Here is a 15945-nt window from a genome sequence, read left to right on the forward strand (position 1 = left end):
CTACTCCTTCTTTGGAAAACAACTGATTTTTAAGCTATCATACAAAATGGCTTGATAGACTTTATTGAAGCCACTGTAGTAGTTTTGTAAATCTATAGGTTCTATAAAAATCCTTTCAAAGGATTCATATTCTGCCCTAAAACTATGAAACTTCGTAATATCCATTCTATAAAAAACCTGATATCCTACTCTCGGATAAGGACTATCCTCGTTCCAGTTTGGATTATTATGATGATCGACCACTATGGAGCCGAGCAAGCTGCAATCTCCTTCCACATACCCCTCCTCCATTGCTTCTCTTTGAAAACACCTCTCTGGAGTTTCATCAAGTTCGATATGTCCACCAGGAAAATCCCACCCTCTATCTCGCAGATTGACCAGCATCAACTTATCCTGATAAAAACAATAGCCGTGAACACTGGTAATCAAAGTTCTTAGCGGTAGTTGAGCCTGCTTTTCCCAGGTTAATAGAACGGTTGACTCGCCCCAAGTTAATTGAATAGATGTCATGTGCATCATACTCCTGTCGTTAATCATATATAACAATTTTAACATAATTAACCAATAAATAATGGTTAATTACACAAAAAAGCAGCTACCCTCGGGTAACTGCCAAAATGAAATTATGATCCCAGATTCTTTGAAATATTGGCCTTATCTTGCCTTTGCGCTTCATTCTTGACCATTTCAATAAAATTTCATTGTCACCAAGGTCTTCATATCGGAGGCGAAGACCTCTCTTCTCCTTTTCCCTCGTCACTCAGGTCTTCATCCCGAAGACTATCAAGAATTACCCAAACAACTATTTCACAATTCCTAAACAATAAAAAGCCTGTCCAGAAAGACTAAAGCTTCCCAAACAGACTTACAGCAACTATAAATTCTTCACAAAATCAGCCAATATCGGCGGGAATTCCTCAAATGAAAATTTCACATTTAATCTTTCCGTCCATTGATGAGGATCCTTTCCCACTGGCCCCAAGTTGAATACCGGCATCTGCAATGCTTCCATCTCTGCAAAAGGTAACGAGTAAGTAGCCCCATACACTGGGATATTAAATGGAAGTCGATCTTTTGCAGAAAAGTCCCCTTTTCCTATGAAACTCAAATCACATAAGCCTGAGAAATAGCGCTGTTCATTAAATTCAACATCCGCATTCACTTTCCACTTCTGGATGAACTGACGCGCAGAGTCTAATAATTCCTTATTGTCTGTCGCCACCGCCGGATAATAAGGTGGTGCAAAAAACAGAATGATCATCGGTCCCAAATCCTTACATAAAGACGCAACTTCTTCTACCACTTTGATGGACTGCTCCCTTTCATCTAAATGGGAGTTGGAAACAATCACCGAAGAAATTCTCATGTCCATTTCTTGGTCACCATGAATGGCCTTCGCTTTTTCAAGAAGCTCTTCATAGGTATATACCGCTACGTCTACAGGCATTTCTGTAAAAGACGTGAAGCGTTTAAACTGGTCGGCTTTTCCTTTGCAAAATTCATTGATATTCTTTGCCGCCTGCTTTGCTATACGAAGGAAATCTGCCTCCCAATCAGTGAGTGATTTCTCCATAAACAAAACATTATATAATGTCACTGCCGTGTGAGGGATTTGCACCGAATATTCCATTTTCAAATCCTTTTGAATCAGGCTAGTAGGGGGTGGTGTCACCTCAGCGCCTACCTGTTCACACAAATCTGTGTTCCACTCCATCAGCTTTTGAATTTCCGAGACCATCAGATTAGCATTCAAGCCAGCCAAAGGCTCCCCGACATGCGTTTCTTTTCCATAACAGAAGAAGCCTGGCAAAAGCTTTCCAATGGCGCCTGTATAAAGATAAAGATTATTGTCTCCAGGATATTTTTGAAACATTGGTTCGGAATTGACGCAGGCCTTATAATTCAACTCATGCCTTGAAGCTAGATCAGTCAATGCCGGCAAAGCCTGAAGCATTCCTTGTGAGTTTACCTCTTCATCCGGAACCGCCAATAGGAGCAAGTTTACATCCCATTTTTCCTCAATCGCTTTTTCCAGGAGGGACATTTGAAGAGCCAGTCCAGCTTTCATGTCCATGACCCCTCTACCAAAGATCCACTCGCCTGATAGTAGGTGTTCCCTCGCTTCACCAGGAAGGGCGTCTGCATGGTGTTCTAACTCCCGGGTCAGCTCAATCGGCTGAAACGCAAGATCTTTCAAAAACCCGTAGTCTTCCACCCCTACCACATCAAAGTGACTGACAAGCACAATCGTTTCTTTTTTCTCAGACTGTTTCACTAAAGCGGTTACAAAAGAACGCCCATCTTCCATACGATGGAGTTCCAAATTACCAGGGTTTTCTTGAAAATAATCTAAATGATTCAGTTGATAATAAATAAAGGAAGCTAAGCGCTTCTCTTCCCCGGATAATGTCACACTTCCGTGCTGGACAAGGGATACAAGTAGATTTGTCAGCTGCTCTTTCGTTTGCCAGTGCATCTCCCATCCTCCTCTAGATAGTAGTATTTTGCTCCTATCATACTACTATTTTCAAGAATTGAACACCTATCTTTTGGAGGGAACAAAAACGTTTGATATAATATTTTAGGAACTCGAAATATATAGGAGGAATCATTTATGAAATCAGCATTATTTTCCCCATATACAGTAAAAGGTGTCACACTGAAAAATCGGATTGTCATGTCCCCGATGTGCATGTATTCCAGTCATAATGAAGACGGGCATGTTCAAGATTGGCATATGACCCACTATGTCTCCCGTGCAGTCGGTCAGGTAGGTCTTATCATGGTGGAAGCAACAGCTGTCCAGCCACAAGGGCGCATTTCCCCTCAAGACCTTGGTATCTGGAACGACGAACATATTCAAGGTTTCCAAGAACTAAACAGACAAATAAAGGTCCATGGATCTAAAACTGCCATACAGCTTGCTCATGCCGGGAGAAAGGCAATGGTAGACGGCGATATCTATGCACCAACCGCGTTGGCATTTAACGAAAAAATGAAAACTCCTGTGGAAATGTCTACAGAGGACATAAAAGAAACAATCGCTGCATTTGTGGAAGGCGCCAAGCGTTCCAAGGAAGCAGGATTTGATATTATTGAGCTTCACGGTGCTCATGGATATTTAATCAATGAATTCTTATCACCACTAACGAACAAACGTAAGGATGAATACGGTGGAAGTCCAGAAAATCGCTATCGCTTCCTTCGTGGCATCATAGATGGCGTGAAGGAAGTATGGGACGGACCATTATTTGTCCGTGTATCAGCTAATGACTATCAGCCTGAGGGGTTAACTGCAGAAGACTATGTAACTTATGCAAAATGGATGAAGGAGCAAGGAGTGGACCTTGTAGATGTTAGCTCTGGTGCAGTGGTGCCGGCAGCGATTGATGTGTACCCTGGCTACCAGGTTGGCTTTGCTGAAACCATCAAGTCCGGTGCAGACATTGATACTGGTGCGGTTGGACTGATCACTTCCGGTTTGCAAGCGGAAGAAATCTTACGAAATAACCGTGCAGATTTGATTTTTGTGGCAAGAGAGCTACTGCGTGATCCTTACTTTCCGAGAACAGCGGCTAAACAACTCGGTGTTGAGATTGAATCTCCAAAACAATATGATCGTTCTTGGTAAGACAAACGGCCACTCATCGAAGAGTGGCCGCTTTTTTTAAATGGAAGACTCAAGCAGGTTTTTCTTTTCTTCTCTACCAGAAAGCAACTCTTCCTCCATTTGGTCCCGCTGACTTTTCAAGCTTCCAAGCAACCTGGAAACTCTTCCGATAATCTGAGACGTCTGTTCATAGCTTTCTGTAATTTTCCCGTGCACCATCCAATCGACAATCAGCCCGTCAAAGAAGTAATCAGCAAAAGTGAGCATCCCGCCTACTTCAATCGTGGAATCAAAGTGATGCTTGATATCAAGTAACTCATCTTGGAACACTCTCAACTTATTCTGTGCCTGATGAATATGTTTTTTTGCTTCATCCAATCGGCTATGCTTCATCGCAGTGGAAACCATCCCGCCGCCGAACATATCAAACGTGGACCAGCCTTTAGCAGAATCTAAGGAAGATAACGCCCGCTCCAAAGCATGCAATGCCAATTGACCGGCATCTATTGCCTCATCGTATTCATTCAGGTTCGTTTGCAGTTCTGCTTCTTTATCCGCAAGATCAAATAATTTTTCACTCCACACCGAATTGGTGTCGTGAATTAATCTTTCCTTTTCACGGATGATTTTCTCGTATCTAATCGCAGAATTAGCAACGGGTGCTAATAACAATTGAAACTCTTCCAGCTCCTTCTCCACGTCCTCAATCGTCTCCATAGCTTCGGTATATTTCAACTTTGCTGCAAGTACTTCCTTTTGTTCTTGATCAAGCTTCTCTAACTTTTTACCAGTCATTGAGTAGAACACACTTGTTAGAGTAAATCGTTCAAGGCGAGCAACATCCTCTTCTTCTTTTTCCAACAGTGCCTTTAACTGACTTCTTTTACGTTCTTCTTCTGTCAAATATGTATGCAATCTTTCAATATGTTCTTCGTACTTTGCTTTCTTACGCAAGTTGTCCTTTACTTCCATTAACTCCTGATTTAAATCTGCAAACAAAATAAATCCCCCTTTAATTAAAATCTCATAATCTATCTACGAACGAAGGCTCCATTAGTTACAGATTCCCTAAAAAGGATTTTTATTTAACTTGCATCAAACTTGTCCACAGAAAATCTTCACCAAATAAATCATTTGTCAGCGAAATTTTTACCATTTCTCTGAATTCAATTATCTCAAAGTCTTTTGAAAAAATACGTTTCAGTCTTTCTTCCGTATAGCCAATTCCACCGTTCATGCTTTTTTGTTCATATACATCCCAGTCAGCAGTTTCTGCAGCCGCTTTTGTATTAAAGCAGACCAAACCGAAGTGTCCGCCTTTTTTTAGTGCTTTCTTTATCGTTTCTACATAGCTCAGCCGGCGATGTGGCGGAAGATGATGGAACAACCCACAATCATAGATAAAATCATAAGTATGGGGTTCCACTTCATACTCAAAAAGGGAGGCATGGTGAAAGTTAATATCCACCTTTTCAGAAAAAGCCCTTTCCCTGGCCCAAGTCAATGCCCTTTCCGAAATATCTATAGCATCTACTGTACAGCCCATTTTTGCTAGAAAAATTGCATTCCTCCCTGGGCCACATCCTATCTCTAATACTCGTTTTGGTAACAGGCAGTTCTCCAAATAGGAAACTAAATTTTCATCTGGACCATTCACTTTAAAGAATGGGATCTCCTTGTTTCTGTCCTCATAAAAGTCGTTCCAAAAAGTTCTCGGCTCTCGTAAAAGGCCGTCTAACATCTGAAAAAGGTCATCATTATTGACAATTTCTTTAGCCATCTTGTCTCCCCCTCACCTTATATGTAATATTGTACCAATATACTATCAATCTATTGTTACACCGCCTTTAAAGTTAGGTAAAATAGGTAAAATTGGAAACCATTACTCCCTATTAAATCTTTATCTACCGCAACATTACTACCCCTATTTCTTCTCTATTAACACTAATAGACATATAGGATAAGGACGTACTAAATGATGTTCTATCCGACCTAAAATCATTCAGATTAGTGACCCCTTTTACACTAACTCTCTCCATTCGTAACATTTGTAATGTAAATGCAACAAAAAGAACGATTACCTCAAAAGTAATCGTTCTTCTCTATCAATTATGCCTTTTATTTAATCGTAATGACATCCAAATCATTTACTACGGCCGTGTTTGAAAATATCTCTTTTGCCTCTTCCATTAATGATAGTATGTCCTCTTGCTGGTACCTCGCACTTATATGCGTTAAGAGCAATTGTTTCGCCTCTGCCTCCTTGGCAACCTTTGCCGCCTGGACTGTAGTAGAATGAAAATACTCTTTTGCCAGCAATTCGTCCTTTGCTGCAAAAGTGGCTTCGTGGATCAGGACATCCGCAGCTTCTGCCAACTCAACAGAAACAGGCGTATACCTAGTATCTCCGAGGACCGTGATTACCTTCCCTTTTTTGGGAGGACCGATATAATCTTTTCCTTCTACTATTCTGCCGTCAGAAAGGGTAACGCTTTTCCCCTCTTTTAGGTCTTGGAGGTGTGGACCTGAAGGAATATTTCTTTGCTTGACTTTGTCCATCAATAAAGCACCTGGCAAGTCTTTTTGAACAATTCGAAAGCCAAAGGAGGGAATTCCATGGACAAGTTTCTTCCCTATTATGGTGAAATCCTCATCTTCTAGGAGTAACCCTTCTTCTTCAAACTCTTCAATGATTAGCGGATACTTCACATGTGTCATACTAACTCGCAAAGAGGTTTCGATAAACTCTTTTATCCCCACAGGTCCGTAAACCGTCAAAGGTGTTTCCCCACCTTGAAAAGAACGGCTGCTTAATAGACCAGGCAAGCCAAAGATATGGTCTCCGTGCAAGTGGGTGATAAATATTTTGGAAATCTTTCTTGGTTTTAATGATGTATGTAAAATTTGGTGCTGTGTCGCTTCTCCACAATCAAACAGCCACACCGAACCATCTTTATCATCTATATGTAATGCCAGCGAGGATACATTTCGGTGCTTTGCAGGAACACCGGATCCTGTACCTAAAAAAGTTAGTTTCATATTCATCCGCTCCTCTTGTTCCATTATACTCAAAAAAGAAATTTTCCATAATACAAACAATGAATATAGTACAATGATAATATCACGGATAAAGGAGTATGGATGCTATGGACAACATTTCTACAATCGTATTTGATCTTGACGGTACGCTTTATGAGGACACCCACCACTTTCAGTATTACGCCGATCTTCTCAAAAACAAGTTGCCTGCGGAAAAACAGACCAAGTTTGAAGAAGACTACAAAGCTATTGAGGCAGGGACGCATACGCTTAAGATGGGTAGGGTGTATGATGCTAAGAGGAATCTAATTCTAGCACATATTGATGGCAAGGTAACAAAAGGCTGGACTTGGGATGGAGTGGAAGTATCACAAGTAAAACTTACTTCCTATTATCCTGACACTCTTCAATTTGACCTGTTTGACATGCTCAGCATCGGAGACCTATGGTGGGTACCAGTTTCGATTGCCAAGCACTACGGATTAAGCAGCGAAGAAGCATATGCTGCCTTCCTGCAAACAAGAAAACATATGATGACAGAAGACTTCCTATTAGAACCACTAGCAGAGTTTGCTAATGTATTAGAAAAACTCCATCAAAAATATACATTAATTCTTATGACCAATAGCCCGCAGACAGACAGCGATGTCATATTGAAGAAACTTGGGTTCACTTCTTACTTCCATGATAAAATTTATGAAGCCAATAAACCGGTACATACAGCAGATCGTCTTTCATACATATCTCAACAACACCATGTTCCTTACAGTCAAATGCTCAGCGTGGGTGATAACTATATAAATGAAATTCTTCCAGCTGCATTATTGGGTTGTAAAACTATTTGTATCGATCCTTTTGACCTATTTAAAGAAAGCGAAGCAACCTATACAGTTTCCGGGTTAACAGAACTTTCCATGCTTTTAGATAAAGCCTTCTTGAAATAACACTTCACGGTGTTATTTTTTTTTGCATAAAACGCTTGCTTTTAGAACACTTGTTCGATTATAATAAAGATAGAACAAACGTTCTAATAACTTATGAGGTGATTCTAATGAAATTAATCCAACAATCTTTCTACGTCATTTTGAAACTATTGGCTGTTTCCGGTTTTGCCCTTCTTTTTTATGTCATGATGACAGATAAGACAAGCCATGCCCCAATGTTCATGCTCAGCCTGATGACTTCGCTCTGTTTAATTGCAATCCCTGGTATGAAGAATGTTATCAATAACTACGAAGAGACTCATCATGAATCCTGATGCTTCTTCCGTTTCCAAGGAAACTTCCCTCAAAATTGCCAAAAGATTGATCAATTATAATGTAACGAATGATTTAGATATTATCAGCTCCGTAGTAGATGTTTGTAAGGAAGATGTGGTTGCCTACCTAAAGAAATCAGCATACAAAAATAAAAAAAGCCCTGCGACCGAACATCACAGGACAGGCTAATCAGTTATTATTCTTTTTTTCTTCTACTGGAATCTCTGGGATAATAACTGGTGCTACTCCTCCGCCACCACTTCCGCTTTGCTGATAGTACATTGGCACTTTACCCGGAATAACCAAATCACCTATTTTAACGGAGTTATTGATCTCCATTGGCTGTTCCACCAACGGAATGATAATATTCATTTTCACACTGACATTTACGTATACTTCAATGATCGTATTGTTTATCCCGGTTTCCAGCACCTTTGTCTCTACGTTCGAGATAACATCTCCCAGTATCTCAAACCTAACGGGTATTTTTGGACCTAGATTGGAAAAAAGGGTCGTTTTGGTCGCCATCCCTAACGGAACCTTATACACGATACCATTCTGTTTTTTTGATGCTTCGTAATCTATGTTCAAATCATTTTTATATGATTCCATTCCTTCCAGATTTCCTTCTTCCAGAAAGTCGAGATACCTTTGGACCCTTAAAGTTGTTTCAGAAATCACCCTGTTTACCACTTTATAATTTGTACTATAACCCATATTATCTGTACCTTCATTGTGCACAATAATCAATTCTCTTGGATCTAAACTGTCAGCAACCTTCTTTGAAACCGCATCATTTATAGCCTGCGTTGCAATCTGTCGAGCCTTAGTCTCCGCAATACTTCTTAAACTTGGTTCCAAATTCTTATTAATGATAATTAAACTAAAAACCGTCAAAATGTTAAATAAAATAAAAGAAATTAAAAAAACGTACTTTAGTGGCAGTGGCCCACTTTTTAAAAGGGAAGTCCGACGCATTCTCTTCATAGTTGCAATCCTCCTCCCCTTATATATATAAGACTGGTGGACAGATTATTAATCATTTTTTTAGTAATAGGACTATGATATTATAAGTTTTCTAGTTGCTGATTGGAGCAAACGGTGTAGACTCCTGCGGGGGGGGGGGGAGCGACATTGTTGAGACCCGCAAGCGTTGTGAGGAGGCTCAAGGTCGCCCCGCGGAAAGCGAAGCAATTTGCGGAAATCAGCAGCGGTGTTACAACGCCACATTTATTTTACATAAAAAAACTGTAAACCAATATGGCCTACAGATAAGAAATTTCTTATTCTAAAAAATCCTTCTGAAAACTAGTTGTTATTTTAGCCTTTGAGCCCGCATCAGCAGTATTCTTATTCTTAATACCCCTTTTAATAATACCCTTCCCAAATTTATCTTCTAGATCTTGAAGGGTTTTATGCAACGGCTCTTTCTTGGCATCCTCTTGAAATGTAAATAAATCAAGCTGTTTGACGGAATCATCCTTTTCCACAAGTTCTTGAGCAGTTACTCCCAATAAGCGTACAGGTTCTCCGTCCCAATGTTTTCTAAGTAAAAACATTGCAGCTTTTTTAATTTCATTTTCACCTTCTATTGGATTGGAAAGCTTCCGGCTTCTTGTCACCGTATGATGAATACCGTATCTTATCATCAATTGAATATTATGGCTGAGCACTGACTTTCTTTTCATTCTTGCACTCACGGAAGATGACAGCTTTTCGATGGTCTTTTCTAACAAACGTTCATCGTCTGAATCCTTTGGTAAAGTAGTAGAGTTTCCAATACTTTTAAATTCAGAGACACTATCGGGATCAACCGGGCGAGTATCAACCCCATTTGCTCGCTTTTTCAACCTCTCTCCATTTATACCTAGTAGATGTTTTAGTTGATAATCATTGCCTTTAGCCAATTCTCCTATTGTAGTGATATTGATTGTCTTCAATTTTTCGGCAGTCTTCGCCCCGACACCATGCATTTCCCCCACATTCATAGGCCAAAGAATTTTCTCGATTTCTCTCTTTCTTAGGATAGTAATTCCCATAGGCTTTTTCATATCCGACGCCATTTTCGCCAAAAATTTATTCGGGGCAATCCCTATGCTACAAGGCAACAAAAGTTCTTTTTGTAACCTTAACTGGATCTCTTTGGCAATTTGTATGGGTGTTAAAGGTCCTGAATAATCTGTAACATCCATATAACCTTCATCAATGGAAACCGGTTCAACCTGCTCTGTATACTCCCTTAGCAGTTCAAACATGGCTTGGGAACTTTTCCTGTACCTGTCAAAGTTAGGCTTTCGCACAATAAGCTGGGGACATTTCTGTCTTGCTTCCCATAAAGGCATCGTTGTTTTCACGCCAAAGGACCTTGCCTCATAACTACAAGTAACGATGATTCCTTTTCTTTCTTCTACATTTCCCGCAATTGCTACAGGCTTTCCTTTAAGCAAAGGGTCATAGGCCATTTCAACTGATGCGTAAAAGCTATTCATATCTACATGAAAGATTATTCGGTGTCCTTTTGTAATTTTTTCATTCATAAAACCCACCCTAAACTTTTATGCCTAATTTATTTTGCAACCAACTTTGTCAGAAGTTCACTTAATACTTTTAGTTCATCCGTATCTAATGAAATTTTCTCTAAAAACTTGTTTGGGATACACTCTACCTCTTTGTTTAAGTCTTTGCCTTTAGGGGTAAGAGTTATCACAACACTTCGTTCATCTTTTTTGGAGCGGCTTCTTGTAATTAATTGATTGGTTTCCATACGCTTTAACATTGGAGTTAAAGTACCTGAATCCAGAATTAGTTTTTCACCTAACTCCTTCACAGAAATGGCATCCCTTTCCCACAGTACCAATAGTACTAGATATTGAGAATAAGTTATTCCCAACTCATCTAAATAAGGCCTATATGCTTTCATCATTTTCTTTTCTGCAGAGTAAATTTTAAAACAAAGTTGATTATCTAGTTTTAAGTTACTTTTCATACATATATCTCCTTTAAATCTCAATAATACTATTGTACAACTCACTTTCCTTATATACAAATTCCTTTTACACAACTTATTAGTTGACTAAATAATTGATGCACGATAAGATAGTAAGGAATTAAGTTTTACGCAATATAATTTTACACAATTTAAAGGAGTGGATTTTACATGGATGCATTATATACAGCGAAAGTAACAGCCTCAGGTGGTAGAGCAGGAAAAATTCAAAGTGAAGATGGGACTTTAGATCTTGCACTTGCAATGCCCAAATCATTAGGTGGAACAGAAAAAGAAGGCGCAACTAATCCTGAACAACTATTTGCTGCCGGGTATTCCGCTTGTTTTGACAGTGCACTAAACCTTGTAGCACGTCAGGCGCGCCAAAAAATTGAATCAGAAGTTGTTGCAGAGGTTTCTATAGGGAAAGATATTGATGGTGGTTTTAAACTGGCTGTCGTTTTAAATGTAAGCATAAATGGAGTTACTCAAGAGGAAGCAGAGAATCTTGTTAAACAAGCTCATGGAGTGTGTCCATACTCTAAAGCTACAAGAGGAAATATTGAAGTAGAATTAGTAACAAAAGCACATTAATACAACAAGCCCACCAGCTAAAAAAGCGGGTGGGCTTATGTTTTTAAAAAACTTAATATGTATTTTTCCTATACAGTAGAAGCTTCTACCGCATCTTTAATATGATGGACTTTTTCAAGGCTACCCACTAATCCAGTTGGATCAATAATTGCAATCAATCGACTATCAAGATTTACCATCCCGCTTATATATGGAGAGGATTGAAATGCCAAAACATTTAAATCTTTGATTGCCTCTTTTTTTACATCTAGTATTTCCTTTGCATCTTCCACTAATAATCCTACAGATAGTTCTAAGGTTTGCACTACAATTAACCGTGTTTTATCGGTCACTTCTATCGGGTCAGAGAATAATATATGCTTCATATCAAGAACCGGAATTAGTTGCCCCCTTACTTTCATAAGACCTTTTAGGTAAGCCTCCATTTCAGGTAAAGCCGTTACGGTTCCGAGCTTTTCAATGGAAACCACGTGTTCAACTGCTATGGCATACTCTTCTTCCTTCGCTTCAAAAATCACTAGTTTTTGGGATTCCATGACTTTTCTCCTATTCGCCCTTTTTCTCTATTATAAAACAAGGCATAAAAAAAAGCTTGGCATTTTCACCAAGCTTTCCCATTTTATTTTGCAACTTCCTTCATGATACTTACAACCAGCTCTGTTGTTTTAATCAATTCTTCAATCGGCATTCTTTCATTTGTCGTGTGAATTTCTTCGTATCCGACTGCAAGGTTGACCGTTGGAACGCCAAATCCTGCGATAACATTGGCATCACTGCCTCCGCCGCTGCGTTGTAACTCAGGCGTTCTTCCAATTTCAGAAACCGCACGTTTTGCCACTTCCACCACGTGATCGCCATCAGCAAATTTGAAGCCTGGGTACATAACGTCTATCGTAACTTCTGCACGGCCACCCATGTCTGCTGCAACTGTTTCAAAGGCTTCCTTCATTTTTGCTACTTGAGCTTCCATTTTTTCTGGAACCAAGGAACGTGCTTCTGCTAGAATATCTACGCGATCGCATACGATATTTGTCGGTCCGCCGCCTTCGAAACGCCCGATGTTTGCAGTTGTTTCTTCATCAATTCGACCTAATGGCATTTTTGCGATAGATTTTGCTGCAATTGTAATCGCAGAAATCCCTTTCTCCGGTGCAACTCCTGCATGCGCCGTCTTACCGTAAATTGTTGCTTTTACTTTTGCTTGAGTTGGTGCTGCAACAATGATGTTTCCAACTGTCCCATCGCTATCAAGGGCAAAACCGAATTTCGCAGTTACTAAAGCTGGATCAAGAGCTTTTGCTCCTACAAGACCAGATTCTTCACCAACTGTGATAACAAACTCGACTTTACCGTGTTCAATGTTATTTTCTTTTAGTACTTTTACCGCTTCAAGCATCGCAGCAAGACCTGCTTTATCATCAGCTCCAAGGATAGTCGTACCGTCAGTCACAATGTAACCGTCTTTAATGGATGGTTTGATTCCCTTACCAGGAACCACTGTGTCCATATGTGACGTGAAATAGATGGTATCCACACCATCTTTTGTGCCTTCAAGTGTACAGATAAGGTTTCCTGCACCATGTCCCGTCTCATTCATGGTATCATCTTCTACTACGTGGACACCAAGAGCAGAGAATTTGTCTTTTAATACTTTGCAAATTTCTGCTTCGAATTTTGTTTCTGAATCTACCTGTACAAGCTCTAAAAATTCTTCGACAAGTCTGTCTCTGTTAATCATATGTATGTTCCTCCTACTACTTTTTAAATCCCATCCTATTATAACCTATTCATGCGATTTTTTCCTTGCTCAGGCTAATTATTCGGCAAAGTAGCGGTATCAAATTCTTGTATAGACCTTCTATATTCATCGTAACGCTCCGTAAAGGTATTACTTGTATATTCCTTGATTGTTTTTCTCCAAAAAGCCTGAGCCGGATAGTTATTTTCAATCTGAAAAATTTTCCATTTACCGGGAAACATAGAAAACAGCTGCTGAGAAGCTATTGTTCCCACCCCTTTTCCATGAAACTTTCTCAGGACAAAGAACTCTTCTATAACATTTGGTGAGTCTCCGTGTTCCACTTCAACCAAGGCAAACCCGGCAAGTTCTTCTCCATAATTAATAAAGAATGCATGATACTCATTGTTATTCCAATACTTGTTCAAATCAAATGGTTTATACTTTCCATCTGTTTCTAATTTAATTTGTTTATTAAATCTTGTGAATTCGTAAATATAAAACTGAATAATATTATGAAGAACCGCTTCCTCATCCTGGTTCACTTTTTTCAGATTAACCATGTTCTTCCCCTTTTTAGTTAAAAAAGATAGCAGGCTTTTTCGACCTACTATCTCTCCTCATGAATTATAGCGGGATATTCCCGTGTTTTTTATATGGTCTTGTTTCTTTTTTATTGCGGAGCATTTCTAGTGATTGTATCAATTTAATCCTTGTCTCTCTTGGATCAATCACATCGTCTACCATTCCTTGACTTGCGGCCACATATGGGTTGGCAAACTTTTCACGATACTCTTCAATCTTCTGTGCGCGTGTCTCTTCGGGATTATCGCTCTCATTGATTTCACGGGCAAAGATGATGTTTGCAGCTCCTTGAGGTCCCATAACTGCAATTTCCGCATTCGGCCATGCAAAAACAAGATCCGCACCAATGGATTTACTGTTTAGAGCTACATATGCGCCTCCATAGGCTTTACGCAAAATTACAGTCAGTTTTGGTACAGTCGCTTCGGAATAAGCGTAAAGGATTTTCGCTCCATGACGGATGATTCCGCCGTGCTCCTGTTTCACACCCGGAAAGAATCCAGTGACATCCTCAAACGTAATCAATGGAATGTTGAAAGAATCGCAGAAACGAATGAATCTCGATGCTTTATCAGATGAATCGATGTCAAGGCCGCCTGCCATCACTTTTGGCTGATTACAAATTAGCCCAACTACTTCTCCCTTCAGCCTTGCCAATCCAACTACGATATTTTTGGCAAAATCTTTATGAACTTCCATGAAGGACCCTTCATCCACCACCTGGTTGATAACGATTCGAACATCATAAGGTCTGATAGCGTCAAACGGGATCGCATCCGCTAAATCCGGACGATAATCATCACCTTGTTCGCAAGAAATTCTTTCCGGCTTTTCTTCATTGTTTTGTGGCAGGTAACTTAGCAAGTTTCGCACTTGTGCCAGTACCTCTTCCTCCGATGAACTGGAGAAGTGGGCATTCCCGCTTATCGCGTTATGTACTTTTGCTCCACCGAGGCCTTCTGAACTGATTTTCTCTCCTGTTACCGTTTCAATTACCTTTGGTCCCGTGATAAACATTTGACTAGTTTTTTCTACCATGAATACAAAATCGGTAATGGCTGGGGAATAGACAGCCCCGCCTGCACATGGTCCCATAATGACTGAGATCTGCGGAATCACACCTGAATAGATGGAGTTTCTGTAAAAGATATGCCCGTATCCATCTAAAGAAAGAACACCTTCCTGGATTCGCGCTCCCCCTGAATCATTCAAGCCGACAATTGGTGCACCATTTTTTGCTGCCATATCCATGACATTGGCGATTTTCTTTGCATGCATTTCTCCTAGAGCTCCACCAAATACAGTAAAGTCTTGTGAGAATAGGTAGATTGGTTTTCCGTTCACTTTCCCATACCCTGTAACGACACCATCTCCAGGACCTTTTTTCCCCTGCAGACCAAAGTCATTGCAACGGTGTTCAATAAAAGGATTTAGCTCCACGAATGTCCCTTCATCCACCAAAAGTTCGATTCGCTCTCTTGCAGTCAATTTCCCTTTTTCATGCTGCTTGTCAATGCGATCGTCTCCACCGCCAAGTTCTACTTCGCGACGTTTATCATAAAGCTCGTTTATTTTTTCATAGATATCAATTGTCATGGTGTTTCGCCGCCTTTTCGCAGAATTCTACCAATACGCCATTGCTTGCTTTCGGGTGCATGAAAGCGATATTCGCTCCGCCTGCCCCAACGCGGGATTGCTTGTCGATCATCGGAATTCCCTTTTCCATCATTTCTTGTATTCTATCTTCTATTGATTCTACACTTAAGGCTACATGGTGGATTCCTTCCCCACGCTTTTCAATAAACTTGGCAACCGGACTATCCGGAGAGGTCGGTTCCAATAACTCCAGCTTGCAATTTCCGGCATTGATGAATGCCACTCTCACCCTTTGCTCCGCTACATGTTCCACGGCTTCAAAGGTCAACCCCAAAGTCTCTGTATAAAATGGAAGCGCTGTCTCAATGGAACTGACAGCAATTCCGATATGATTTACACTTTTGATCATGCTAATCCCCCTTGTTGTATGTCCCCTAACTATGACTCTATAACAATTCGACTTTTTGTGCAAAATTCCTTCCTTTTTAGTGTAGAATCCTAACTTGAGAAAGAATTGAAATCCATGTAAAATAGAGAT

18 protein-coding genes are annotated in these 15945 nt (G+C 40.0%); 5 read left to right on the top strand and 13 right to left on the bottom strand.

Annotation, left to right across the window (positions count from 1 at the left end; all coding sequences use genetic code 11):
- Together LG307_RS13755 and LG307_RS13760 are read right to left on the bottom strand one after the other, a co-directional pair.
- The gene (locus tag LG307_RS13755) at positions 1-510 is read right to left on the bottom strand and encodes an NUDIX hydrolase (protein WP_404442918.1); all 510 of its coding nucleotides are present in this window, start codon (positions 508-510) and stop codon (positions 1-3) included.
- A gap of 364 nt (positions 511-874) precedes the next feature.
- Positions 875-2476: a M20/M25/M40 family metallo-hydrolase gene (locus LG307_RS13760; RefSeq protein WP_404442920.1), complete on the bottom strand. Its 1602-nt coding sequence runs from the start codon at positions 2474-2476 to the stop codon at positions 875-877.
- A 138-nt stretch (positions 2477-2614) separates the two neighbouring features.
- On the opposite strand from LG307_RS13760, the gene namA reads away from it, so the two are divergent.
- A complete protein-coding gene (gene namA / locus LG307_RS13765; protein ID WP_404442923.1) occupies positions 2615-3631 on the top strand; it encodes an NADPH dehydrogenase NamA in 1017 nt (338 codons plus the stop codon).
- Positions 3632-3667: 36 nt separating this feature from the next.
- Here namA and LG307_RS13770 read toward each other — a convergent pair whose 3' ends face one another.
- The 3 genes from LG307_RS13770 to rnz form a co-directional block, all read right to left on the bottom strand.
- Entirely contained in the window at positions 3668-4609 is a 942-nt protein-coding gene (locus tag LG307_RS13770; RefSeq protein ID WP_404442926.1) for a hypothetical protein, read from the bottom strand.
- Positions 4610-4691: 82 nt separating this feature from the next.
- Positions 4692-5390: a class I SAM-dependent methyltransferase gene (locus LG307_RS13775; protein ID WP_404442929.1), complete on the bottom strand. Its 699-nt coding sequence runs from the start codon at positions 5388-5390 to the stop codon at positions 4692-4694.
- Positions 5391-5728: 338 nt separating this feature from the next.
- Entirely contained in the window at positions 5729-6649 is a 921-nt protein-coding gene (gene rnz / locus LG307_RS13780; protein WP_404442931.1) for a ribonuclease Z, read from the bottom strand.
- Positions 6650-6756: 107 nt separating this feature from the next.
- Here rnz and LG307_RS13785 point away from each other — a divergent pair, with 107 nt between their 5' ends.
- The 3 genes from LG307_RS13785 to LG307_RS13795 all read left to right on the top strand — a co-directional run bounded on the left by LG307_RS13785 (position 6757) and on the right by LG307_RS13795 (position 8097).
- On the top strand, positions 6757-7593 hold the full coding sequence (locus LG307_RS13785) for an HAD family hydrolase (RefSeq protein ID WP_404442934.1): 837 nt from the start codon (positions 6757-6759) through the stop codon (positions 7591-7593).
- A gap of 107 nt (positions 7594-7700) precedes the next feature.
- Positions 7701-7907, top strand: coding sequence for a hypothetical protein (locus LG307_RS13790; protein ID WP_404442936.1), 207 nt, complete (start codon positions 7701-7703; stop codon positions 7905-7907).
- On the top strand, positions 7897-8097 hold the full coding sequence (locus tag LG307_RS13795) for a hypothetical protein (protein WP_404442939.1): 201 nt from the start codon (positions 7897-7899) through the stop codon (positions 8095-8097). Before LG307_RS13790 ends, LG307_RS13795 begins: the two co-directional genes overlap by 11 nt.
- Here LG307_RS13795 and yunB read toward each other — a convergent pair whose 3' ends face one another.
- The 3 genes from yunB to LG307_RS13810 form a co-directional block, all read right to left on the bottom strand.
- Positions 8098-8895: a sporulation protein YunB gene (yunB, locus tag LG307_RS13800; RefSeq protein ID WP_404442941.1), complete on the bottom strand. Its 798-nt coding sequence runs from the start codon at positions 8893-8895 to the stop codon at positions 8098-8100.
- Between the two features lie 296 nt (positions 8896-9191).
- A complete protein-coding gene (locus tag LG307_RS13805; protein WP_404442944.1) occupies positions 9192-10445 on the bottom strand; it encodes a DNA polymerase IV in 1254 nt (417 codons plus the stop codon).
- 29 nt (positions 10446-10474) lie between these two features.
- Positions 10475-10894, bottom strand: coding sequence for a MarR family winged helix-turn-helix transcriptional regulator (locus tag LG307_RS13810; RefSeq protein WP_404442947.1), 420 nt, complete (start codon positions 10892-10894; stop codon positions 10475-10477).
- A 171-nt stretch (positions 10895-11065) separates the two neighbouring features.
- Here LG307_RS13810 and LG307_RS13815 point away from each other — a divergent pair, with 171 nt between their 5' ends.
- The gene (locus LG307_RS13815; protein ID WP_404442949.1) at positions 11066-11488 is read left to right on the top strand and encodes an organic hydroperoxide resistance protein; all 423 of its coding nucleotides are present in this window, start codon (positions 11066-11068) and stop codon (positions 11486-11488) included.
- 68 nt (positions 11489-11556) lie between these two features.
- On the opposite strand, the gene LG307_RS13820 is transcribed toward LG307_RS13815, so the two are convergent.
- The 5 genes from LG307_RS13820 to mce all read right to left on the bottom strand — a co-directional run bounded on the left by LG307_RS13820 (position 11557) and on the right by mce (position 15816).
- On the bottom strand, positions 11557-12024 hold the full coding sequence (locus LG307_RS13820; RefSeq protein ID WP_404442952.1) for a chemotaxis protein CheW: 468 nt from the start codon (positions 12022-12024) through the stop codon (positions 11557-11559).
- 83 nt (positions 12025-12107) lie between these two features.
- Positions 12108-13226, bottom strand: a complete 1119-nt coding sequence (locus LG307_RS13825) for a tripeptidase T (RefSeq protein WP_404442955.1) — start codon at positions 13224-13226, stop codon at positions 12108-12110.
- A gap of 74 nt (positions 13227-13300) precedes the next feature.
- Positions 13301-13789 (bottom strand): GNAT family N-acetyltransferase, encoded by a 489-nt coding sequence (locus LG307_RS13830; protein WP_404442958.1) that lies wholly within the window; start codon positions 13787-13789, stop codon positions 13301-13303.
- A 64-nt stretch (positions 13790-13853) separates the two neighbouring features.
- Entirely contained in the window at positions 13854-15401 is a 1548-nt protein-coding gene (locus LG307_RS13835) for an acyl-CoA carboxylase subunit beta (RefSeq protein ID WP_404450459.1), read from the bottom strand.
- A complete protein-coding gene (gene mce / locus LG307_RS13840; RefSeq protein ID WP_404442961.1) occupies positions 15397-15816 on the bottom strand; it encodes a methylmalonyl-CoA epimerase in 420 nt (139 codons plus the stop codon). The genes LG307_RS13835 and mce overlap by 5 nt, the downstream gene beginning before the upstream one ends.
- Positions 15817-15945 lie beyond the last annotated feature (129 nt).

Origin of the sequence: Sutcliffiella horikoshii (assembly GCF_044809035.1) — a bacterium.
Taxonomy (GTDB): domain Bacteria; phylum Bacillota; class Bacilli; order Bacillales; family Bacillaceae_I; genus Sutcliffiella_A; species Sutcliffiella_A horikoshii_G.